The following is a 21,910-nucleotide window of genomic DNA, read 5'->3' as shown; positions in this document are numbered from 1 at the left end:
ACCGGCCCGTCCCCGGCCCGGGTGTCTCGCAGCGGCCTGAGAGGCCAGGTCAGAGTGGGTCCGCCCGGGGCCAGGACAGGCCGGGCCTCGGGCGGAGCCCCTCGCCTCGGCGAGAGGGGCCCGGGGCACCACCCGGGCCATGGAGCGCGGCGGCAGCCGGCCCCGTCTCAGGCGAGCTTCCGGGGCCCTGGGGCCGGGCAATTCGCCCCGCTGGGGCCGACCGGTCCGTCCTCGGACCGGGTGTCTCGCTGCGGCCTGAGAGGCCAGGTCAGAGGGGTTCTGCCCGGGGCCGGGACAGGCCGGGCCTCGGGCGGAGCCCCTCGCCTCGGGCGAGAGGCCTGGGGCGCCACCCCGGTCATGGAGCGCGGCGGCAGCCGGCCCCGTCTCAGGCGAGCTTCCGGGGCCCCGGGCCGGGTAACTCGCCCTGCCGGGGCCAACCGGCCAGTGCCCGGACCGGGTGTCTCGCCGGGGCCTGAGAGGCCAGGGCCGGGCCCCGGGCGGAGCCCCTCGCCTCGGGCAAGAGGTCCGGGGCGAGGCCCCGGCCAAGGAGCGCGGCGGCAGCCCGCCCGTCTCAGGCGAGCTTCCGGGCCCCCGGGGCCGGGCACCTCGCCCCGCCGGGGCCCGGCAGGCAGCGCGGCCGCAGCCCGCCCCGGCTCAGGCGAGCTTCTTGCGGAACCAGTGGTCGGCGTAGGGGGCGTCGTTGTGGCGGGTGGTTTCCGTGTAGCCGAGGCGGGTGTACAGGGCGCGGGCCTCCACCAGGTCGCTGCGGGTGTCCAGGATCAGCTCGGCGGCGCCCAGGTCCCGGGCGGCGTCCTCGGCTGCCGCCACCAGCGGCCCCGCTCCGCCCCGGCCGCGCATCCCGGGCAGCAGGAACACCCGTGTCAGCTCGGCCGTCGCCGCGTCCAGCAGCCGTACGCCCGCGCTTCCGGCCGGCTCACCGCCGTACCTCGCCATCAGCAACCGGCCGCGCGGCGGCGCCAGTTCGGAGCCGTCGGCCGCGGCGATCTCCCGTTCCAGCTCGTCCGGGTCGGTGCGGCGCCCCTCGTGCAGCAGGTACCAGCGGTCGCTGACCTCCGTGTAGTACGCCCGCCACAGGGCGCGGGCGTTCGGGGAGTCGTACGGCTCGGGGGCGAAAGTCCAGGTCATGGGCGTCATTGTGGGAAGGCGACCCGGGCGCGCCGCAACCCGATAAACGACCCCGGTCCGCACACCCCCGTGCACGGACCGTTTGCCGGGCGGGGCGCGGGCAACCCGATGAGGGGAAACCGGTCGGACGGGCCGGTCAGAATCGGAAGGCACCCGGAAGGCATTCATGTCCACAGGCGTGCTCATCGCTGTGATAGTCATCGTGGCCGCCGTCGTCCTTGTCGCGGCGGCCCTGATCCTGCGTGCCCGCGGCTCGGGCGGCGGCCGGAGTCTGAAGCGGCGCTTCGGACCCGAGTACGACCGTGCCGTCGCCCGGCACGACGGGGACGTCAAGGCCGCCGAGCGGGATCTCGCCCGGCGCGTCGAAAAGCACGGAGAGCTGCGCGAGCAGCCGTTGGAACCGGCCCGGCGCGAAGAGTACGAGGCGCGCTGGACGGCCCTGCAGGAACACTTCGTCGACGCGCCGCACGAGGCGGTCGTCGAGGCGGACCGGCTGCTCGCCGAGGTGGCGGCCGCCCGCGGCTACCCCGACGGCGGGCAGTACGAGGAGCATCTTGAAGCGCTCTCCGTACACCACGCCCACCACGTGCAGGGCTACCGCCACATGCACCGCGTCGCCCATGCGCCGCTGGCCGCGGACAGCGACGGGTTCGGTACGGAGGAGCTGCGCGAGGCACTCGTCGAGGCACGCGGGCTGTTCGCGGAGCTCATCGCCGCGACGTCCCACGACAGCGGGCGGCACCGCGCGGACCGCTCCGCGAAGGCCGAACGCGAGCAGCTAGCCGCGCCCCGGCCCACCCATCGCACCCACCTGCCGTGGGGCCTGACCCGCGGCGACGCCAAGGGGAGTTGACCGCCATGACCGACGACAGCCGTCAAGGCATGCGCCACGCCCCGACAACGGAGGAGCGCGCTCCGGTGGCACCCGCCGAGCACGCCGGAGGTCACACCGTGACGCCCGCGGGGCAGGGGCACACCGTGCCCGGGCTGGGCGAGAGGTCCGTGACCGGCCCCGGCCCCGGTTCCGGCCGGTCGCCCCTCCCCGCCGACCCGGACGCGCGCGGCGAAACCGCCACCGGCACCAGCCACGGCGCCGGCACGACCGCGACGGGCGCCACCACCACGACAGGGGGTACGACCACGACGGGAGGAACGACCGCAACGACCGGCACGGCGACGGCCGGCACCACGCCGACCGGCGCCGAGGCGACCACGCCGACCGGCACGGCGATGACCGGCACCACGCCGGCCGGCGCCGAGGCGACCGCGGCCGACAGCCCCAGTGGCGGCTCCCTCATGCCGCACGAGGAGGTGGACGAGTTCCATCAGCGGCTCTCGCACGCGCTGGCCGGCTTCGTCGACGCACCGCGTGACGCGGTGGAGGAGGCCGACCGCCTGCTGCAGGAGATCGCCGCGCACGTCAATGACGCCGTCTCCCGGCGCCGCCGTACTCTGCGGATGTCCTGGCAGGGCGGCGAGGCCGGCGAGGAAAAGCCCGTCACCGGCACGGACACCGAGGAGCTGCGGCTGACCCTGCGCGACTACCGCGAGCTGTCCCGCCGCCTGCTGCACCTCTGACGCAGCGCACCGGCCCCCCCGAGGGGCCGGTCAGCTCACCGGACCGCCGCCCGCAGCGGTCCGCCGCTCACGCCACTGCCGTACGACCTCCTCGACGTCGTACGGCTTGCGGCCCAGCGGCGGGCCGGGCGGCGGTTTGAACATCATGTCGCGGATCTTGACGTTGATCTCGGTGATGATCCGCCGCACCAGCGACTCCGACGGCGCCGCGTACGCCGCCGTGAGCGCGTCGTCGGCCTCCTTGCGCAACGCCAGCGCGGGCGGCAGCACGGACAGCCCCTCGCGGTGCAACTTGCGTTTGACCCACCACAGTTCGTCGTACGCCGACTCGACCTCGGGCGGCAGCGGTTCCCCCGCGCCGGTCAGCCGGTCGAAGTCACCGCGGGCCTGCGCGTCACGGATCTGTTTGTCGACCCAGGACTCGAACGGCACCCCGGGTGGCTTTCGCTCGGTCATGTACCCATTGTGCCGGACGCGGCCGGGCCCGCCGATCTATCATGCGGCGGCGGCAGGCCAACCAGGCCGCCGCACCGCGACGTCGCAAAGGGGAGCGCACGTGCTCGAACTCACCATGGCCTCTGTCTCCGGGGGAGACGAGGGCGCCACGGCCGGGATGGCCATGGCCGACGCGCCCAGCGAACCGGGTGCGGTGCTGAGGGTCGGGCGCGACGCCGCCACCTGCCGGCTCGTCACGCCCGAGGACTGGCTGTTCGTCTCGCGCGTCCACCTGGAGTTCGTCTGCGGCCCCGACGGCGGCTGGCAGCTGACCTGGCTGCGCGGCTCGCAGCCGGACCCGTCCTCCGAGGTGCGGATGATCGTCGGCGAGTACGCCCAGCCCCTCGTGTACGGCGGCACGGTCGGGCTGCCGCGGGGCGGCTCCGGCGAGATCGTCATCCAGGACCGCACCGGCCCGCGCAGCGTGAACGTCGGCTTCTACCACGAACTCTGAGCCCTCGGGCGTGCCCCGGGCTCAGAGGACGAGGGCGAGGGCGAAACCGTCGTAGCCCTTGCTGCCGACCGTCTGGATCGCGGTGCCGCTCAGCCGGGGGTGGGAGCCGATCAGTTCGATGGCGGCGCGGGTGCCGCGCACGTCGGGGTCCTCGCTGCCCGCGTCGGCGACCCGGCCGCCGCGGACCACGTTGTCGACGACGATCAGGCTGCCCGCGCTGGTGAGCCGCAGCGCCCACTCGACGTAGTGGGCGTTGTTGGCCTTGTCGGCGTCGATGAAGACCAGGTCGAAGGGCGCCGGGTTCTCGTCGGCGAGCTGGGGCAGCGACTCCAGGGCCGGGCCGACGCGCACCTCGACCAGCTTGTCCAGGCCCGCGCGGGCGATGTTGCGGGTGGCGATCTCGGCGTGCTTCGGGTTGTACTCCAGCGAGATCAGCCGCCCGTCGGCGGGCAGCGCCCGGCCCAGCCAGATCGTGCTGTAGCCGGCCAGGGTGCCGATCTCCAGGACGGTGCGGGCGCCGTGGACCTGGGCGAGCAACTGGAGGAACTTGCCCTGGGCCGGAGTGACGCTGATCCTCGGCAGCTGGGCGGCCTCGCTGTCGCGGAGCGCGGCGAGCAGCGCCTCGTCGTCCGGCGCGAGGTGGGTGGAGAAGTAGTCGTCGACGTCGTCCCAGAGCTGCGAGCCGCTCATGCGTCCGTACCTTCCATGCGAATCCCACGTCCCAGGGCACAGCATTTCAGAGGTTGGGCACGGGTGCCCGGGAGGTGCGGCGGCGTGTGGCGCGTACGGTGCACACGGCGACCACCGCCACCAGTACCGCCAGGCCCCCGCCGATGGCCGCCAGCCAGGCCGGCAGGCCCGCGATCTCACGCAGCCGGTAGTCGTAGACCACCTCGCGATACGGGTCGTCGGTCGCGGCGCGCCGCAGCTCGTGGTCGCCGGAGATGCGGGACGGCACGGGGAACTCCTGGTCGAGGGCCGTGAGGTAGTCCGTGCCGTGGCTGAGCTCGCCCAGCGGGCCCGAGGCGTCCCGGACGCGTCCGGCGAAGGTGACCTTCGGCTGGTCGCCGCCGATGGCCGTGCGCGGCTCCATCCGGTGCGCGGCGAGCAGGTACAGGCCGAGCGACTGCGGGGTGGCGGCCAGCCGGGACAGCCGCATCGGGTAGACCGGGGCGTCGGCGGCGAAGGTGAGGTGCAGCGGGTCGAGGGCGCCGTACAGCGGGATGTGCTCGCTCTGCGGGGCGAGCCGGATCGCCACGTACTCCCAGTGCCGGTCGACATACGGCTGGAGGGCCTGCGCCAGGCGGGTGGGAAGCGCGAAGCCGTTGCGGTGCAGCCAGTCGCTGAGCGCGGCGGGGTCGTCGGCGGTGAGGCGGGCCACGTCGAACGGGCCGAGCCGCTCGCGGCCGACGACGCCGACGCCCGCGCCGCCCGGCGGCGGGGCGGCCGCGGAGACGCCGTCCCCGGAGGCGAACGGCCAGTCGCCGGAGCGGGGCCAGAAGTAGTACCGGGTGCGCTGCTCGGGGGCGGTCTGCTCCCGCAGCTGCTCGAAGAGGCGGCCGTCGCCGAGGCGGACGGTGGCGCGGTGCGGGACGGGCATGATCCAGGCGGCGTGGTCGGCGGTGCCGGCGACGGTCAGGCTCATCACGATCTGCTCCTGCCGGCCGTCCCACCGCACGACGGAGACCTCGCGGTCGACCCTGACCTGCGTGTGCCCGCCGGGGATCATCGCACCACAGCCACAGGCGTACGCCGGCGCGGCGAGCCAGGCGAGCTGGATGCCGAGCAGGGTGAGGACGAGGGTGAGGACCCGGGGTGTTGTGCGCACGTCACGTATGGACGACCTCCCGGACCCAATGGTTCCCCCTGCTCACCCGTGCCGCCCCAGCGGCACGACTGCCCGCAGCTCTGCCAGATGACGGCCGGCACCCGCGCGCGGCGGGAAGGGGCCGGGGTGGGGGGTGTCCGCCCGCAGCGGCCGGCACCGACCAACAGCGAGCGCGTCGGAAACGGGCGGCCGGACCGAGGACGGACACCCCCCACCCCGGCCCCGACCCACAACGAACCGCACGCGCGACAGCAACCACCCACCGGACCGCAACGGGCCGCCGCAGGCATCCAAGGGGCGCGGGGAACTGCGCGACCAGCCACCACGCACCCGCAGCCAAAGACCGCCCCGAAGACCGCGCCCCAAAGACCCCGCTACGCCGCCCGTGAAACCGCCGGCGCAGAGCCCGGCAGCGGCCGCCCCGCCGACTCCGCCATGTACCAGACGGCCACGCCGCCCACGACCGCCGCGGCCATCATGTAGTACGCGGGCATCATCATGTTCCCCGTCGCCCCGATCAGCGCCGTGACGACCAGCGGCGTCGTACCGCCGAACAGCGACACGGAGACGTTGAAGCCGACGGACAGCGACCCGTACCGCACCCGCGTCGGGAACAGCGCCGGCAGCGCGGAGGGCATCGCGGCGGTGAAGCACACCAGCAGCAGCCCCAGCGCGCCCATACCGAGCGCGACGGCGACCAGGCTGCCCTGCCGGATCAGCAGCAGCGCCGGAACGGACAGCAGCAGGAACCCCACGCACCCCGCCGCGATCACCGGACGACGCCCGACCCGGTCGGTCAGCGCACCCGCGAACGGCTGGACGATCATCATCACGGCCATCACACCGAGCACCACGAGCAGCCCGTGCGTCTCGTCGTACTTCAGCTCACTGGTGAGGTAGCTCGGCATGTAGGACAGCAGCATGTAGTCCGTGACGTTGAAGACGAGCACCAGGCCCATGCACAGCAGCAGCGCCTTCCACTGCCCGGTGATCATCTCCCGCAGCGGCACCTTCCGCCGCGCCGACTCCGCCTTCTCGACCTCCGCCGCGAACGCCGGGGTCTCCTCCAGCTTCATCCGCAGGTACAGGCCGATGATGCCCATCGGGCCCGCGATCAGGAACGGGATGCGCCAGCCCCAGGAGGTCAGGTCGTCGGTGGACAGCAGCGCCGTCATCAGCGTGACCAGCCCCGCGCCGCCGATGTAACCGGCCAGGGTGCCGAACTCCAGCCAGCTGCCGAGGAAACCGCGCCGCTTGTCGGGGGCGTACTCGGCGATGAAGGTGGACGCGCCGGCGTACTCGCCGCCGGTGGAGAAGCCCTGCACCAGCCGCGCGGCGAGCAGCAGCAGCGGCGCGCCGACGCCGATCGAGGCGTACGAGGGGATCAGGCCGATCGCGAACGTGCCCGCCGCCATCATGATCATGGTGACCGCGAGCACCTTCTGGCGGCCGACGCGGTCGCCGAGCGGTCCGAAGACCATGCCGCCGAGCGGCCGGACCAGGAAGGCCGCGGCGAAGGCGCCGAAGGTGGACAGCAGCTGGGCGGTCGGATTGCCCGAGGGGAAGAAGACCTTGCCGAGGGTGACCGCGATGTAGCTGTAGACACCGAAGTCGAACCACTCCATGGCGTTGCCCAGTGCCGCCGCCTTGACCGCGCGCCTGACGAGCGCCGGGTCGGTGACGGTGACGTCGTCCTGGGTCTTCTTCAGAGTGACGGGCCTGACGGGATGAGCAGCGACGGTCGCAGCCGACAACGTTTCGCTCGCCTGCCTTTCGACGGGGACAGGGACAAGGGCCCACGCGGCGGCGGTGACGGCGGACCGAAAACCGACCATAGGCGCCGTTGGTCCCATTACGGGCCGTACGCACCTCGTTGCATGATGCAGCTAAACGTCGGTTGTGCAGGGGCATCTGCCCGATCGCGCGGCGAACATCCACCGCCCCGGTGTGATCCTTCTCGCGCCACACGCAAGCAGTGACAACTCGGGCGGTCTATCGTCTTCGGGACAAAAGGGCGGCAGGACGTCCGGGCGGGAGGGCCGACCAGGCGTGGCGAATGCTGAGCACAGCGGGCAACCGGCGGCAGCCGGCGCAGCGACGGCCGCAGGCGCGGCCCGGGCGCGCCCGCACGTCCTCGGGCTGGGCGTCTGGCTGCTCGCGGCCCTTCTCGCCGCCCGCGAGGTCGCCACGGTCCTGACCACCCCGCGCGGGGAGCGGCTGACCGACCTGGAGACCTGGGTCGGCCCGCACGGCGTGCTGCACGTCAACGGCTCCCTGTACGACTCCACCCGCTTCAGCGGTACCCCTTTCGGGGGACTCGTCCTCAAGCCGCTCACCGGGGCGGCCGAGCAGGCCCTCGGCTGGGGCTGGACCTTGTCCACGCTGTTGCTGGTCGCAGCTCTGGGCGTCGTCGCCGCCCGTGCCCTGCCGCAGCCGAGGGCCGGCTCGGCGGGCAGACGTACCGCGCTGCCGGCGGCGCCCGTCGCGATCAGCCTGCTCATGCTGTCACTGCCGGTGCGCAGCACCCTGTGGCTCGGCCAGAGCAGCATCCTGCCGGTGCTGCTGGTCCTGCTCGGCTTCTTCGTCGCACGCGGGCAGCGGGCGAGCGGCGTACTGATCGGTGTGGCCGCCGCGCTGCAGCCGGCGCTGCTGCTGTTCGCGCCGCTGCTGTGGTGCACCGGCCGCCGCCGGGCCGCCCGGTCCGCCGGTGTCGCCTTCGCCGCGTGCACCGCGCTGGCCTGGGCCGCGATGGCGCACGACTCGACGGTCTACTGGCTGCACCACATGGCCGGCGTGGGCCTCGGCGGGCGGGCCGACGCCCTCGGCAACCAGTCCCTGCACGGCGCCCTGCTCCGCTCCGGCCTCAGCGGCCCGCTGGAGATCGCCCTGTTCCTCACCCTCGGTGCGGTCGTCGCCGTCCTCGGCGTACGCCGTGCGGTGCGCTACGCCCGCGACGGGCAGCTGCTCCTCGCGGTCGCCGTCACCGGCTGCGCCGCCCTCGCCGTAGCGCCCACCGCCTGGCAGCACCAGCTGCTGTGGGTGCTGCTCGCCGTCGTCGGCAGGGTCGGCAGGCGGACCGCCGACCGGTATGTGTGGCCGGCCGCCGTCGTGCTGGTGATGACGCTGCCGGCCAGGACGATGCTCCCGGACAAGCCGCTGTTCCAGCCGCTGCTGGACAACCTCGTCCTGCTCGCCGCACTCGCCGCGGCCACCGCCGTCCCCTTCCTGGTCCGCTCCTCGGCGTACTTCGACCGCCCCCTGCCCACCCGGTACGCCGCCCCCGCACCCCGATTGCGGCGCCTTCCGCGGCTGCCCGCCCTGCGCCGCGTCCTCAGCCGCCCGAACCTGCTGTTCGAGCTGCTGCTGATGCGCCTCACGTACTGGGCGTACGCGCAGGTCCGGCTCGCCGCGACCGGGGGCACCAACAGCGGCGGCCGGGCCCTGGCCGAGCGGCACGGCCACCAGCTCCACGGCCTGGAGACTCTTCTGCGCATCGACGTCGAGCACTGGGTCAACCACGCGGTCGTCTCCGCCGGCTGGCCGGCGAGGTTCTTCAGCTTCTACTACGAGTCGTTCCACTTCGGCATTCCGCTGGCGATCCTCGGCGTCCTGTACTGGCGCCGCCCCGTGGACTACCGCTGGGCCCGCTCCGCGCTCGGCTTCGCCACCGTGCTCGCCCTCGCCGGCTTCTGGCTCTACCCGCTCGCCCCGCCGCGCCTGATGCCGGGCCTCGGCATCGTCGACACCGTCAACGGCCCGCAGAACTTCGCCAGGCCGGACTACGGCACGCTCACCGAGCTGACCAACCAGTACGCGGCGATGCCCTCACTGCACTTCGGCTGGGCGCTGTGGTGCGGTCTGGTGATCGTGATCCTGGCGCGGAGGTGGTGGATGAAGGCGCTCGGCCTGCTGCACCCGCTGTTCACGGTCTCCGCGATCGTCGCGACCGGCAACCACTGGGTGCTGGACGCGGTCGGCGGCGCGGCCGTGGTCGGGGCGGGGTTCGCACTGACGTACCTGCTCCAGGGCCCCCGCACCACCGTGCTCACGGCCCCGGCCGTGCGGGTCGGCAGCCTGCCGAAGGAGCCGGAGAGGGAGCGCGCCGCGAGCTGATCCGGTACCGGTCCGGTGGCGTCGACCGGTCCGGTGGCGTCGACCGGTCCGGTGTGGCGCGAGAAGGAATCGCGGGTCCCCTCGGACATGGCGAAGGCGGCGGCCCAGGGGATCGGGGGCCGCCGCCTTCGCGTCTGCCGGGGTACGGAAAAACGGGTCCGTACCGGCGCCATCAGTACCAGTTGTGGGCCTGCCAGAAGTTCCAGGCACCGCACGGGCTGCCGTAGCGCTCGTTCATGTAGTTCATGCCCCACTTGATCTGGGTCGCGGGGTTGGTCTTCCAGTCGGAGCCGGCCGAGGACATCTTGGAGCCGGGCAGGGCCTGGACCAGGCCGTAGGCGCCGCTGGAGGAGTTGGTGGCGTTCGGGTTCCAGCCGCTCTCGCGCTCGACGATGTTCGAGAAGCACTGGTACTGCGCCGAGCTGCCGATCATCTTCTTCGCGACCGCCTGGGCCGAGGAGGCCTGCGTCGTCGCGGCCTGGGCGGGCGCGGCGGCGATCAGGGAACCGCACGCGGCGGCGGCCAGGGCGGCGCCGGCGAGGGCCTTCTTGGGGGCGGAGACGCGACGGAAGAGGGAAACGGCGGACACGGGAAGCCTTTCGTCGGGGACAGTGGCGTCGCCGGCACGCCGTTGAGCACGAGATGCGCGAGGCCGCCTGCTGCGGCCGTGGCATGCGGAGGCGCCGCGGCCCTGAAGGGCACGTCGGCGCCGTGCGACGTCATCCAGAGAAGCAGGCCCGGCAGGCGTCCGCAATGACCCCTTTTACTAGTTGTGGTCGCATCGAGAAGAAAGCCCGAGTATGTGATGTGGCTCTCAAACCCCAGGTCAGCCCCCATGGCGACGCGGGCATGACAGGCGAATGGATCTACGGCCCCGCCTCGTAGGTGACCTGGGTCATGTGGGGTGCTTCACCGCCGCGAGCCCCGCCCGCACACGCTCGGCGTACGGCCCCTCACTCACCGGCCGGATCGAACGTGACCGGCGTCTCGAACGCCGCCCGCCGGGTGGCCCGGCGCAGCGCCCTGAGGATCGCCGGGCCGAGGGTGAGGGTGAGGGCGACCGTGACGAGCGCCCGGCCCAGGTCCCAGCCGAGCGACGTGGCCAGGCAGTACGCGACGAAGCGGGCCAGGTTGGCGCCGGGGCCCGCGTGCGGGTCGAAGGCGATGTTCGAGGCGTTGCCGCCCATGAAGGGCCAGCCGGCGAGGTTCATGACCGTGCCGTAGGCGAAGGCCGCCAGGAAGCCGTACCCGGCGAGCAGGACGAGTTCGCCACGGCCGCGCAGCCGCTCGGGGCCGGGCAGCAGGCCCGCGCCCATCGTGAACCAGCCCATCGACAGCATCTGGAACGGCAGCCACGGGCCGACCCCGCCCGTCAGCAGCGCGGACGCGAACATCGTCACCCCGCCCAGCACGAACCCGAAACCGGGGCCGAGGACCCGCCCGCTGAGCACCATCAGGAAGAACATCGGCTCGATGCCGGCCGTGCCCGCGCCGACGGGCCGCAGCGCCGCGCCGGTCGCCGCCAGCACCCCCAGCATCGCGACCGCCTTCGGGCCGAGCCCGGACTCGGCGATCGTCGCCGCGGCCACCGCGACCAGCAGCACCAGCAGTCCCGCGAACAGCCACGGGGCGTCCTGGGCGTGCGCGAGCACCTGGGAGCCGGGCGGGGCGAGGAACGGCCACAGCAGCCCGGCCACCCCGACCGCGCCGACCAGCACGAGCGCGGCGACCGAGCGGGGGCCGAGACGGACGGCGCGTATCCGGGCGGGGCGTGTCCCGGCCGGGCGTTTCCGGGCGGGGCGTGTCGGGGCGGGGCGGTCGGCGCCGGGGGAGGGGCTCATGCGAGGGCCTTCCGCACCTGCGCGACCGTCAGCCACTGCTGCGGCGCGAGGATCTTCGTCACCTGCGGGGCGAAGGACGGGGAGGACACCACGACGTCCGCCGTGGGCCCGTCGGCGATCACCTCGCCCTCGGCGAGCAGGACCACCCGGTGAGCCAGCTCGGCGGCCAGCTCCACGTCGTGCGTGGCCAGCACCACCGCGTGCCCCGCGGCCGTCAGCTCGCGCAGGATCGCGACCAGGCGGGACTTCGCCGCGTAGTCCAGACCGCGGGTCGGCTCGTCCAGCAGGACCAGCGGCGGCCGGGCGGTGAGCACCACGGCCAGGGCGAGCGCGAGGCGCTGGCCCTCGGACAGATCCCGGGGATGGGTGCCGTCCGTCACCCCGGGCAGCAGCTCGCTCACGAGGGCACGGCAGGCGCCCGGCTCGGCGCCCGCGTCCTCGTCGGCGGCCGCGCACTCGGCGGCGACCGTGTCGGCGTACAGCAGGTCGCGCGGCTCCTGCGGGACCAGCCCGACCCGGCGCACCAGCTCGCGCGGCGGTGCGCCGTACGGGGCGGCGCCACCGGTCAGCACGGTGCCGGAGTCCGGCCGGACCAGCCCGACGAGCGTGTTCAGCAGCGTCGACTTCCCGGCGCCGTTGCGCCCCATCAGGGCGACCGTCTCACCGGGGCGGACGGTCAGGTCGACGCGGTGCAGCGCCTGCACGCGGCCCCGCCGCACGGCGAGCGAGCGCACCTCGGCGGCGTACGCCTGCGGTCCGGGGGCGTCGGCGGGGGACCGGCGCAGCAGCCGGGCGAGGCGGGAAGGGACGGGCCGTGGGACCGGGGGCGCGGGCGCCGGAGCGGCCGGGAGTGCGTGGGCCGCGGCTGCCGGGGCGGTGTCCCGGTCCGTCAGCCGGTCCCGCAGGCCGTCCGCCCGGCGCCGCGCGTCGCGGACCGTCAGCGGCAGCGGCGTCCAGCCCGCGAGCCGGCCCAGGTCCACGACCGGCGGGTACACCGGCGACACGGCCATGACGTCGGCCGGGGTGCCGACCACGGGCGCCTCGCCCGGGCCCGGCAGCAGGGCGACGCGGTCGGCGTACTGGACGACGCGTTCCAGCCGGTGCTCCGCCATCAGCACCGTCGTACCGAGGTCGTGGACCAGGCGCTGGACGACGGCGAGGACCTCCTCGGCGGCGGCCGGGTCGAGTGCGGAGGTCGGCTCGTCGAGGACGAGGACCCGCGGGTGCGCGGTGAGGACCGAGCCGATCGCGACGCGCTGCCGCTGGCCGCCGGAGAGCGTGGCGATCGGGCGGTCGCGCAGGTCGGCGAGGCCGAGCAGGTCCAGCGTCTCCTCCACCCGGCGCCGCATGACCTGAGGGCTCAGGCCCAGGGACTCCATGCCGTAGGCGAGTTCGTCCTCGACGGTGTCGGTGACGAAGTGGGCGAGCGGGTCCTGGCCCACCGTGCCGACGACGTCGGCGAGTTCGCGCGGCTTGTGGGTGCGGGTGTCACGGCCGGCGACGGTGACGCGGCCGCGCAGGGTGCCGCCCGTGAAGTGCGGGACGAGCCCGCTGACCGCACCCAGGATCGTGGACTTGCCGACGCCGGAGGGGCCGACGAGCAGCACCAGTTCCCCTTCGGGCACGGTGAGGTCGACGTCCCGGACGGTGGGTTCGCCCGCACCGTCGTAGGTCACGGAGACGTTCTCGAAGCGGATCACGACGGCTCCTCGTGCTTCGTCTCGGCTCGCTCGGGGGACGGTTCCCGCGGCGCGGGCGCCACGAACGCCGGCACCAGGCCGAGCAGTACGGCCGCCGCCGGCCACAGCGGCAGCGCCGGCGCGGTGAGCGGGACCACGCCGGGGTTCAGGGCGGGGGAGCCGGCGAGGACGAGCACCGCGGCCACGGCGACGCCGCTCGCGGCGACCGTCAGGGCACGGGCGTCCCACGGATCGGGGCGGTAGCGGGTACGCGGGGTGCGGCGGCCGCCGAGCCACAGGCCGGCCAGCGCGGCGGCGAGCCCGCCGAGCAGCACCGGCAGCCCGTAGCGGTCGCCGTCGGCGGTGAGCAGCCCGTACGTGCCGGCGCACACCCCGAGCAGCCCGCCGAGGGTGAGCGCGGCCGTCGTACGGCGCACCGGCGCGGGCACGTCGGCGCTGCGGCCGTAACCGCGCGCGTCCATCGCGGCGGCCAGCGCCACCGACCGCTCCAGCGCGCCCTCCAGCACCGGCAGGGCCACCTGGAGCAGCCCGCGCAGACCCCGGTCCGGGCGGCCGCGGAGCCGGCGGGCGGCCCGCAGCCGCTGCGCGTCGGCGATCAGATGCGGGGCGAAGGTCAGCGCGACGACGACGGCGACACCCGTCTCGTACAGCGCGCCCGGCAGGGACTTCAGCAGCCGGTGCGGGTTGGCGAGCGCGTTCGCCGCGCCGACGCAGACCAGCAGCGCCGCCAGCCGCAGCCCGTCGTACAGCGCGAACAGCAGGCCCTCGGCGGTGACCCGGCCGCCGAGCCGGATGCCCTGCGCCCAGTGGGGCAGCGGCACTTCGGGCAGGGTGACGACGACGTGCGTGCCGGGGATCGGGGAGCCGAGGACGACCGCGAAGAAGAGACGGACGACGAGCACGGCCAGGGCCAGCTTCAGGAACGCGGAGTAGGAGCGGGCCCAGGGCGCGCTCGGCCGGCAGGCCGACACGACGTACGCGGAGACCGCGACGAGCAGCGCGAGCAGCAGCGGGTTGGTGGTGCGGGTGGCGGCGGTGCCGAGTCCGAGGGCCCACAGCCACCACGCGCCGGGGTGCACGGTGGCGGGGCCCCGGTGATGACTACGCACGCCGCCGCCGCGCCTGCCACACCGCCGCGGCGCCCAGGACGACGACGGCCGCGCCGCCCGCGATCAGGCCCACCGACGGGCCGCCGTCGTCGTTCGCCGCCTTCGGGGCCGCCTGCGCGGTGCCCGTGGCCTTGCCGGAGACCTGCTCCCCGCAGCCCCGCTGCGGATACCCGGCGATCGCGCACAGCAGGGCGTTGGTGTCGTACCGCAGCGGTTTCGCCACCGACGCCAGGGCCTCGGCGGTCGTCGCGTCCGCGGGCACCCGGGCGCACGCGGTGCGGGCGGCGGGCGGCCTCTCGCCGGAGGGGGCGTCGGCGGCCGTACCGAAGTCGATGACCAGCGCCACCCGCTTGGTGCCGTCCTGGCGCGGGGTGCGTGCGCAGATCGCCGCGAAGTCGGCGCTGCCGCGCGGCTTCTCGGCGTCGGCGGAGTCCGCGCTCACCGCGAACCGGAAGCCCTCCACGGCGCCGTCGGCCGGCCGGGCCGTCGACGGTCCCTGCGTGGCGTACGTCCACGCGGAGCCGTCGCGCTCCCAGAACGACCAGTACCGGTAGCCGACGGCCCGCGCCTGGCCCGCCGCCACCAGCGGCAGCAGCAGGGCCAGGCACAGCAGGGCGGCGCGGCGGATCACTTGGTGCGGCCCTTGCGGCCGCTGATGAGGAAGCCGGCGCCGATACCGGCGACCAGGCAGACGCCGACGAACCACCACACGCCGAAGGGCGAGCCGTCGTCCTTCTTCTCGTCCTTGTTCTCGGCGGCTTGCGGGGCGGCACCCGTCGCGTTCAGCCCGGCGACCAGGTCCTGGCCGCCGAAGTGGCGCGGGTCGGCGCCCGCGGTGTGCGCGGCGAAGATCAGCTGGGCGTAGGCGGCGGGGCCGCTCTGCTTCGCCCAGCCGGCGCTGTTCTTCTCCAGCCACGCCAGCGGCTTCGCGGCCCGCGCGGCACCGCCCTGCGCGGCGAGCGCGACGACGGCGTCGGCGGTGTTGCCGTAGTCGGGCTGCGGGGCGGCGCCCGGGGTGGTCGAGGTCAGGTGGCCGTCCTTGGCCATCGCCTTCGCCAGGTAGGCGGCCCCGTTGGCGGCGGCCTGCGCCGGGGTGCGCTCGTCCTTGCACACCGCGTCGGTCTGCGCGCCCGCGCCGGTCACCAGGCCCTTGCCCAGCAGCCCGACGACACCGGCGGCGGTCGCGTCCGCGTTGGCGGTGAGCTTGCCGGACTTGTCGGGCTGGGAGGCGAAGGCGCCGCCCTCGGAGCAGGGCAGGGTGAGCTTCAGCAGGGCGTCATAGGGCGACTTGCCGTCCTTGACGACGTTTCCGGCCTTCTCGCCGGCCGCGGTGAGCGCGCCGACGACGACGGAGGTCGAGTTGGCGTCGCTGGGCCAGCCCACGGCGTAGGGCCAGCCGCCGTCCTTGTTCTGCACGGACTTCAGCCAGGCGACCGCCTTGGTGACGACGGCGTCGTGGCCGCCGAGCGCGGTGAGGGCCTGCACGGCGGCGGCGGTCTGGTTGGTGTCGATCATCGTCTTCGCGTCGCACGGCTTGGCCGGCTCGGCGCGGAACGGGGCGAACGCGCCGCTCGCGCACTGCTGTCCGCTCAGCCAGTCCACGGCCTTGTCCGCGGGCTTCACGCCGGCCGTGTGCTGCGCGAGCAGGGCGAGCGACTGCCGCCACACGCCGTCGTACGTCGGGTCGGCGGTGCCGTACAGGCCGGAGGGCAGCGCCTGCGACGGGGACGGGGCGGGCGACGCGGCCACGGCGGGCGCGGCGGCGCCGCCCAGCACGGTGACGGCGGCCACGACCGCGGCGCTGCGACGAATGTTCATGATCGGCGGCTGCCTCTCCCTGTACGGAGGAGCCGGGCGGCCCGGGCGGACCCGGGGGCTCGGCTCCGTAGACCTCGACGGTGCGTGAGCCGTTCACGCCCGCACCGGGCGTCCGGCTCGCCGCCTCGACGGCGGCTCACGGACAGGGGGCTCCCCTGCTCGAGCGCAGCCGAGAGCTCGGGGAAAGGATCAGCGCCGGATGTGCACCGGCTTCCCCCTGTACGGGTGTGATGACGACGCGGCCACTTTACCGGGCCGTAGGAAAGGCACCGAGGGGCGGCTGTGCGCCCGGGGCCGGGAAAGCCCCGGTCACCGCCTCCCCCTGCCCTCCGCCGGGATGAACTCGCCCTCCGTCAGGTCGATCAGCCGGCACACCGTCTCGATGTCGATCTTGACCTGGGCGATGGAGGCGCGGCCGGAGAGCCAGGTGATCAGGGCCGAGTGCCAGGTGTGTTCGATGACGCGGACCGCCGACAGCTGGGCCGGGCTCGGGTCGGCGGTGCCGATCGCGTCCAGGATGATCGCTGTCGTCTGGCGGGAGACCTGGTCGACCTCGGGGGAGACGCTGCGGTCGGCGAAGGTCAGGGCGCGGACCATCGCCTCCGCCAGGTGCGGCTCGCGCTGCAGGCCGCGGAAGGCGCGCATCAGGGTCTCCGCCACCCTCTGTGACGCCGTCTCTCCGGCCGGCGGCCTCTTGCGCAGCGTGCCGTGCATGTGCTCCAACTGGTCCTGCATGGTGGCGACCAGCAGATGGATCTTGGACGGGAAGTAGCGGTACAACGTGCCCAGCGCCACCTGTGAGGCCTCCGCGACCTCCCGCATCTGCACCGCGTCGAAACCGCCCCGGCCGGCCAGCTGCGCGCTCGCGCGCAGGATGCGGCGGCGCCGTTCCTCCTGCCGCTCCGTGAGGGGCGAGATGTCGGGGCGCGAGGTGCTGGCGTGCGCGGGCATGGGTCCGTCCGTGACAGTCGGTGAGGGCGTGCGTTCGGACAGCATGGCAGCCGTGCGCCCGTGGTGTGAATCACCTGATCCACTGCTCACAGCGTCGCTACCTGCCGGTAGATTCAGAGCCTCCTGAGCGATCAAGTCTGAAACTTGTTCTAGATTAGCGTCCCGGCGTAATCTCGCGGGACGGAGCAGGCAGAGAGGGGCCCGGAGTGACCGCTGAGGCCAGTCGGACGGGGTCCCGTGAGGACCTCGCCGCGGACGGCGGGCGACCGCTCGACATCGCGCTCCTGACCTACAAAGGGAACCCGTTCTGCGGCGGCCAGGGCGTCTACGTCCGCCACCTGTCCCGCGAACTGGCCCGCCTCGGCCACCGCGTGGAGGTCATCGGCGCGCAGCCGTACCCCGTCCTCGACGAGGGCGACGACCTCGCCGGCCGGCTGACCCTCACCGAGCTGCCCAGCCTGGACCTCTACCGCCAGCCCGACCCCTTCCGCACCCCGAAGAAGGACGAGTACCGGGACTGGATCGACGCCCTGGAGGTCGGCACCATGTGGACCGGCGGCTTCCCCGAGCCGCTGACGTTCTCCCTGCGCGCCCGCCGCCATCTGCGCGCCCGGCGCGGCGAGTTCGACGTCGTCCACGACAACCAGACGCTCGGATACGGCCTGTTGGGCGACCTCGGCGCACCGCTCGTGACGACCATCCACCACCCCATCACCGTCGACCGGCAGTTGGAGCTGGACGCCGCCGAGACCTGGCAGCGCCGCTACTCCGTGCGCCGCTGGTACGCGTTCACCCGCATGCAGAAGCGCGTCGCCCGCCGCCTGCCGTCCGTGCTCACCGTCTCCGGCACCTCCCGCCAGGAGATCGCCGACCACCTCGGCGTCCGCGCCGGCCGTATTCACGTCGTCCACATCGGCGCGGACACCGGGCTGTTCTCGCCCGACGCGTCCGTGGCCAAGGTGCCCGGCCGGATCGTCACCACCTCCAGCGCCGACGTCCCGCTCAAGGGCCTGGTCTTCCTCGTCGAGGCGCTGGCCAAGGTCCGCACCGAGCACGCCGACGCCCACCTCGTCGTCGTCGGCAAGCGGCCCGCCGAGGGCCCCGTCGCGCAGGCGATCGAGCGCTACGGCCTCGAGGGCGCCGTCGACTTCGTCAAGGGCATCTCCGACGCCGAACTCGTCGACCTGGTCCGCTCGGCCGAGGTCGCGTGCGTGCCGTCGCTGTACGAGGGATTCTCGCTGCCGGCCGCCGAGGCCATGGCCACCGGCACCCCGCTGGTCGCCACCACCGGCGGCGCGATCCCCGAGGTCGCCGGCCGGGACGGGGAGACCTGCCTCGCGGTGCCGCCCGGCGACGCCGGGGCGCTGGCCGCAGCGCTCGGCCGGCTGCTGGGCGACCCGGAGCTGCGCACCCGCCTCGGGCGCGCCGGCCGCGAGCGCGTGCTGCGCCACTTCACCTGGGCGCGGGCCGCCGAGGGGACCGTGGCCCGCTACCGCGAGGCGATCGACGCCTTCCCGGGCCACCGGCCGGGCCGTACCGCGACCGCACCAGCAGCCGTTCACTCCGAAAGTCACTCCGAAAGCAGGGCCACGTGCTGACCGTCGACTTCTCCCGGTTCCCGCTCGCCCCGGGCGACCGTGTCCTGGACCTCGGCTGCGGGGCCGGCCGGCACGCCTTCGAGTGTTACCGGCGCGGCGCCCAGGTCGTGGCCCTCGACCAGAACGGCGAGGAGATCCGCGAGGTCGCCAAGTGGTTCGCGGCGATGAAGGAGGCCGGTGAGGCGCCCGAGGGCGCGAGTGCCACCGCCATGGAGGGCGACGCCCTCGCCCTGCCCTTCCCGGACGACTCCTTCGACGTCGTCATCATCTCCGAGGTGATGGAGCACATCCCCGACGACAAGGGCGTGCTCGCCGAGATGGTCCGGGTGCTCAAGCCCGGCGGGCGCATCGCCATCACCGTGCCGCGCTACGGCCCCGAGAAGGTCTGCTGGGCGCTGTCCGACGCCTACCACGAGGTCGAGGGCGGCCACATCCGCATCTACAAGGCCGACGAACTGGTGGCGAAGGTCCGCGAAGCCGGCCTCAAGCCCTACGGCAGCCATCACGCGCACGCGCTGCACTCGCCGTACTGGTGGCTGAAGTGCGCGTTCGGTGTGGACAACGACAAGGCGCTGCCGGTGCGCGCCTATCACAAGCTGCTGGTCTGGGACATCATGAAGAAGCCGCTGGCCACGCGCGTCGCCGAGCAGGCGCTGAACCCGCTGATCGGCAAGAGCTTCGTCGTCTACGCCACCAAGCCGCACCTGCCGCGCCTGGCCGCAGAGGCGGACGCCACGTGACCACTCCCCGGACAGAACACCTCGTCCTGCCCGGGGTCCTCACCGCCGAGCAGGCCGCCGCGACCGTGCGCGGCATCCTCGCCGTGCAGCGGGAGGACGGGGCCATCCCGTGGTTCCGGGGCCACCACCTCGACCCGTGGGACCACACCGAGGCCGCCATGGCCCTCGACGCCGCCGGTGAGCACGCGGCCGCCGCACGGGCCTACGACTGGCTCGCCCGCCACCAGCAGGACGACGGCTCCTGGTACGCCGCCTACGCCGACGGCGCCCACGACGACGTCACCGACACCGGCCGCGAGACCAACTTCGTGGCCTATGTGGCCGTCGGGGTGTGGCACCACTACCTGTCCACGGGCGACGACACGTTCCTGGACCGCATGTGGCCGACCGTGTTCGCGGCCGTCGAGTTCGTGCTGCGCCTGCAGCAGAGCGGCGGGCAGATCGGCTGGCGGCGCGAGGACGACGGCACCGCCACGGCGGACGCGCTGCTCACCGGCTCCTGCTCCGTCCACCACGCGCTGCGGTGCGCGCTCGCGATCGCCGAGCAGCGTGAAGAGCCGCAGCCGGACTGGGAGTTGGCGGCGGGCATGCTGCGGCACGCGATACGCCGGCACCCGGAGCGGTTCCTCGACAAGGACCGCTATTCCATGGACTGGTACTACCCGGTGCTGGGCGGCGCGCTGACCGGCGCCGAGGCCAAGTCCCGTATCGAGGAACGCTGGGACGACTTCGTGGTGCCCGGCCTCGGCGTGCGCTGCGTGATCCCCAACCCGTGGGTGACCGGCGGCGAGTCCGCCGAACTCGCCCTCGCGCTGTGGGCGGTCGGGGAGTCCGACCGGGCCCTGGAGATCCTCCAGTCCATCCAGCACCTGCGCGACCCGGGCACGGGGCTGTACTGGACGGGGTACGTCTTCGAGGACGAGGCGATCTGGCCGCGCGAACTGACGACGTGGACGGCCGGGTCGCTGCTGCTCGCCGTCGCGGCGCTCGGGGGGCACGAGGCGACGTGCGCGGTGTTCGGCGGGGAGCTGCTGCCGGCGGGGCTGGAGACGGACTGCTGCGGATGAGGTGACGGCCCGCCCGCGCAACGACACGGCCCGTCCGCCCGCCACGGTGAGGCGGGGTGAACGGGCCGTGTGCGGGGCCTGGTTGTCGTTGAGGTAGTTGTGCGTGGTCCGGGCCTTGCGGTCCGGGCCCAGCCAGACGGTGATGCTGAGCCGTCGGCGGCCGTGTCGCACAGCGAGACGACGTCTCCGTACTCGGCGACGTAGACCGTGCCGCCGTGCTTGGCGTCCGAGGTGGTGTACGTATGGTCCCAGCCGCCGTCCGGGCGGGACCACGGTGGCCGACGCCGACGTGGCGGTGGCGATGGACCCGCAGGAGGGACCGTACGTCAACTCGGCGGTAACCCCCCGGTCGTGGGACGGGGGTGAGGGCGCACACGTGGGGCGACCCCCCACGCCCCCCACGGGCGCGGGACCAGGGGGTGTGCCGCACCGGAAACCGGCGGAGCCGTCAGTGGCGGTGGATGCGGTTGGCGATGGCATGGCCGACGAAGAGGTAGACCACCGCGGCCAGGCCGTAGCCGGCGACCACGCGGGCCCAGGCTTCGTCGAACGTGAACAGGTCTCGGGACCAGCTCGCCAGCCAGTTCGCCGTGTTGTGGACGAACCGGACCAGGTCGTTGGCCCGGTTGGCGTCCAGCAGGTACATCAGGATCCACAGGCCGAGGATGACGGCCATGACGTCGGCTACGACGGCGACGACCGTCCCGGCCTGATTCGCGCTGCTGCGATATCTAGGGGACATACCCGTCGTCTTGCCGCCGGCCGGAGCCTGAAACCCGAACGGCCCCGCCCCGCTGGCGGGTTCCGCTCCCCCGGGTGAGGCTGCGGGGGAAGTGACACGCGTGCCTCCGGAGGACCCCCGTGCCCGCACCCCTGCGCCGCCTCACCGTCGCCGTCGTCCTGTGCTGCGCCCTGCTCGCCGGCACCACCGCCTGCGGCGGTGACGACCAGGCCGACGCCGCCGCCACGACCGGCGCCACCCCCACCGCGACGACGTCCGCCGAGAAGCAGAAGTTCGCCAAGACCCGCTTCGTGGCGAACGCCGGCCTGGCCGCCGGCGCCACCTACCAGTGGATCGTCAAGCCCTGGAAGGCGGGGAAGTTCGCCAAGGGCGCCGACGGGCGTACGGCGGCCCTGATCAAGGCCGGCCTGGCCGGCGGGTTCGCCTACAACCGGCTCAAGGCGGCCGCCCGCAACGCCGAGGGCGACCCGACGCTGTCCCGGGCCATCGCCCCGCTCACCGCCGGCATCGACGCCCTGAAGGACCTGCCGTCCAAGCTCCGCAAGGGCGACACCTCGGCCGCCGGCGCCTTCGACGACGTCATCGGCAAGGTCAAGGACGCCGGCCGCGGCGCGGGCGCCGACGTGAAGGACAAGGTGCCCAGCCCCAGCGAACTGGCCGCCGGTTCCTAGAAGTTCACGGTCACGGGTACGGCGACGGCCCCCCGCCCGGGAAGGGCGAGGGGCCGTGG

Annotated in this window: 21 protein-coding genes; 8 read left to right on the top strand and 13 right to left on the bottom strand. The window is 74.0% G+C overall.

Annotation, left to right across the window (positions count from 1 at the left end; genetic code table 11):
* Window positions 1–654: 654 nt before the first annotated feature.
* On the bottom strand, window positions 655–1,146 hold the full coding sequence (locus AC0B9F_RS02630; protein ID WP_471998389.1) for a GNAT family N-acetyltransferase: 492 nt from the start codon (window positions 1,144–1,146) through the stop codon (window positions 655–657).
* Window positions 1,147–1,312: 166 nt separating this feature from the next.
* Here AC0B9F_RS02630 and AC0B9F_RS02625 point away from each other — a divergent pair, with 166 nt between their 5' ends.
* Window positions 1,313–1,999 carry a hypothetical protein gene (locus AC0B9F_RS02625; protein WP_471998388.1) on the top strand — a complete coding sequence of 229 codons (687 nt, stop codon included), beginning with the start codon at window positions 1,313–1,315 and terminating at the stop codon, window positions 1,997–1,999.
* Window positions 2,000–2,004: 5 nt separating this feature from the next.
* Window positions 2,005–2,724, top strand: a complete 720-nt coding sequence (locus AC0B9F_RS02620; protein WP_471998387.1) for a hypothetical protein — start codon at window positions 2,005–2,007, stop codon at window positions 2,722–2,724.
* A gap of 30 nt (window positions 2,725–2,754) precedes the next feature.
* On the opposite strand, the gene AC0B9F_RS02615 is transcribed toward AC0B9F_RS02620, so the two are convergent.
* Window positions 2,755–3,180 carry a DnaJ family domain-containing protein gene (locus tag AC0B9F_RS02615; protein ID WP_471998386.1) on the bottom strand — a complete coding sequence of 142 codons (426 nt, stop codon included), beginning with the start codon at window positions 3,178–3,180 and terminating at the stop codon, window positions 2,755–2,757.
* 100 nt (window positions 3,181–3,280) lie between these two features.
* Here AC0B9F_RS02615 and AC0B9F_RS02610 point away from each other — a divergent pair, with 100 nt between their 5' ends.
* Window positions 3,281–3,673, top strand: a complete 393-nt coding sequence (locus AC0B9F_RS02610; protein ID WP_471998385.1) for a hypothetical protein — start codon at window positions 3,281–3,283, stop codon at window positions 3,671–3,673.
* 21 nt (window positions 3,674–3,694) lie between these two features.
* Here the strand turns inward: AC0B9F_RS02610 and AC0B9F_RS02605 are convergent, their stop codons facing one another.
* The 3 genes from AC0B9F_RS02605 to proP all read right to left on the bottom strand — a co-directional run bounded on the left by AC0B9F_RS02605 (window position 3,695) and on the right by proP (window position 7,255).
* Window positions 3,695–4,363, bottom strand: coding sequence for an O-methyltransferase (locus AC0B9F_RS02605; protein ID WP_471998384.1), 669 nt, complete (start codon window positions 4,361–4,363; stop codon window positions 3,695–3,697).
* A gap of 46 nt (window positions 4,364–4,409) precedes the next feature.
* Complete coding sequence (locus tag AC0B9F_RS02600) at window positions 4,410–5,501, bottom strand: DUF2330 domain-containing protein (RefSeq protein ID WP_471998383.1); 1,092 nt, start codon at window positions 5,499–5,501, stop codon at window positions 4,410–4,412.
* 374 nt (window positions 5,502–5,875) lie between these two features.
* Entirely contained in the window at window positions 5,876–7,255 is a 1,380-nt protein-coding gene (proP, locus tag AC0B9F_RS02595; protein WP_471998382.1) for a glycine betaine/L-proline transporter ProP, read from the bottom strand.
* A 295-nt stretch (window positions 7,256–7,550) separates the two neighbouring features.
* On the opposite strand from proP, the gene AC0B9F_RS02590 reads away from it, so the two are divergent.
* Window positions 7,551–9,614 (top strand): bifunctional glycosyltransferase 87/phosphatase PAP2 family protein, encoded by a 2,064-nt coding sequence (locus AC0B9F_RS02590; RefSeq protein WP_471998381.1) that lies wholly within the window; start codon window positions 7,551–7,553, stop codon window positions 9,612–9,614.
* 172 nt (window positions 9,615–9,786) lie between these two features.
* On the opposite strand, the gene AC0B9F_RS02585 is transcribed toward AC0B9F_RS02590, so the two are convergent.
* The 7 genes from AC0B9F_RS02585 to AC0B9F_RS02555 all read right to left on the bottom strand — a co-directional run bounded on the left by AC0B9F_RS02585 (window position 9,787) and on the right by AC0B9F_RS02555 (window position 17,033).
* Window positions 9,787–10,203 carry an aggregation-promoting factor C-terminal-like domain-containing protein gene (locus AC0B9F_RS02585; RefSeq protein WP_471998380.1) on the bottom strand — a complete coding sequence of 139 codons (417 nt, stop codon included), beginning with the start codon at window positions 10,201–10,203 and terminating at the stop codon, window positions 9,787–9,789.
* Window positions 10,204–10,567: 364 nt separating this feature from the next.
* Window positions 10,568–11,455, bottom strand: coding sequence for an ECF transporter S component (locus AC0B9F_RS02580; protein WP_471998379.1), 888 nt, complete (start codon window positions 11,453–11,455; stop codon window positions 10,568–10,570).
* The gene (locus AC0B9F_RS02575; protein WP_471998378.1) at window positions 11,452–13,155 is read right to left on the bottom strand and encodes an ABC transporter ATP-binding protein; all 1,704 of its coding nucleotides are present in this window, start codon (window positions 13,153–13,155) and stop codon (window positions 11,452–11,454) included. Before AC0B9F_RS02575 ends, AC0B9F_RS02580 begins: the two co-directional genes overlap by 4 nt.
* Window positions 13,152–14,264: an energy-coupling factor transporter transmembrane component T gene (locus tag AC0B9F_RS02570; protein ID WP_471998377.1), complete on the bottom strand. Its 1,113-nt coding sequence runs from the start codon at window positions 14,262–14,264 to the stop codon at window positions 13,152–13,154. Before AC0B9F_RS02570 ends, AC0B9F_RS02575 begins: the two co-directional genes overlap by 4 nt.
* The gene (locus tag AC0B9F_RS02565; protein ID WP_471998376.1) at window positions 14,257–14,895 is read right to left on the bottom strand and encodes an SCO2322 family protein; all 639 of its coding nucleotides are present in this window, start codon (window positions 14,893–14,895) and stop codon (window positions 14,257–14,259) included. The genes AC0B9F_RS02570 and AC0B9F_RS02565 overlap by 8 nt, the downstream gene beginning before the upstream one ends.
* Window positions 14,892–16,082, bottom strand: coding sequence for a prenyltransferase/squalene oxidase repeat-containing protein (locus AC0B9F_RS02560; RefSeq protein WP_471998375.1), 1,191 nt, complete (start codon window positions 16,080–16,082; stop codon window positions 14,892–14,894). Before AC0B9F_RS02560 ends, AC0B9F_RS02565 begins: the two co-directional genes overlap by 4 nt.
* A gap of 309 nt (window positions 16,083–16,391) precedes the next feature.
* The gene (locus tag AC0B9F_RS02555; protein WP_471998374.1) at window positions 16,392–17,033 is read right to left on the bottom strand and encodes a TetR family transcriptional regulator; all 642 of its coding nucleotides are present in this window, start codon (window positions 17,031–17,033) and stop codon (window positions 16,392–16,394) included.
* Between the two features lie 206 nt (window positions 17,034–17,239).
* Between AC0B9F_RS02555 and AC0B9F_RS02550 the strand changes: the two genes are divergently transcribed.
* The 3 genes from AC0B9F_RS02550 to AC0B9F_RS02540 are packed head-to-tail and all read left to right on the top strand — an operon-like array spanning window position 17,240 to window position 20,438.
* Window positions 17,240–18,631 (top strand): glycosyltransferase family 4 protein, encoded by a 1,392-nt coding sequence (locus AC0B9F_RS02550; protein WP_471998373.1) that lies wholly within the window; start codon window positions 17,240–17,242, stop codon window positions 18,629–18,631.
* A complete protein-coding gene (locus tag AC0B9F_RS02545; RefSeq protein WP_471998372.1) occupies window positions 18,625–19,371 on the top strand; it encodes a class I SAM-dependent methyltransferase in 747 nt (248 codons plus the stop codon). The genes AC0B9F_RS02550 and AC0B9F_RS02545 overlap by 7 nt, the downstream gene beginning before the upstream one ends.
* Window positions 19,368–20,438 carry a prenyltransferase/squalene oxidase repeat-containing protein gene (locus tag AC0B9F_RS02540; protein WP_471998371.1) on the top strand — a complete coding sequence of 357 codons (1,071 nt, stop codon included), beginning with the start codon at window positions 19,368–19,370 and terminating at the stop codon, window positions 20,436–20,438. Before AC0B9F_RS02545 ends, AC0B9F_RS02540 begins: the two co-directional genes overlap by 4 nt.
* Before the next feature lie 448 nt (window positions 20,439–20,886).
* Here the strand turns inward: AC0B9F_RS02540 and AC0B9F_RS02535 are convergent, their stop codons facing one another.
* Window positions 20,887–21,180 (bottom strand): hypothetical protein, encoded by a 294-nt coding sequence (locus tag AC0B9F_RS02535; RefSeq protein WP_471998370.1) that lies wholly within the window; start codon window positions 21,178–21,180, stop codon window positions 20,887–20,889.
* A 119-nt stretch (window positions 21,181–21,299) separates the two neighbouring features.
* On the opposite strand from AC0B9F_RS02535, the gene AC0B9F_RS02530 reads away from it, so the two are divergent.
* Window positions 21,300–21,851, top strand: coding sequence for a hypothetical protein (locus AC0B9F_RS02530; RefSeq protein ID WP_471998369.1), 552 nt, complete (start codon window positions 21,300–21,302; stop codon window positions 21,849–21,851).
* Window positions 21,852–21,910: the final 59 nt, after the last annotated feature.

It is taken from the genome of Streptomyces sp. NPDC097129 (genome assembly GCF_055668065.1).
Note: the sequence above shows the minus strand (reverse complement) of the source record. Positions and strands in the feature narration are given on the sequence as shown.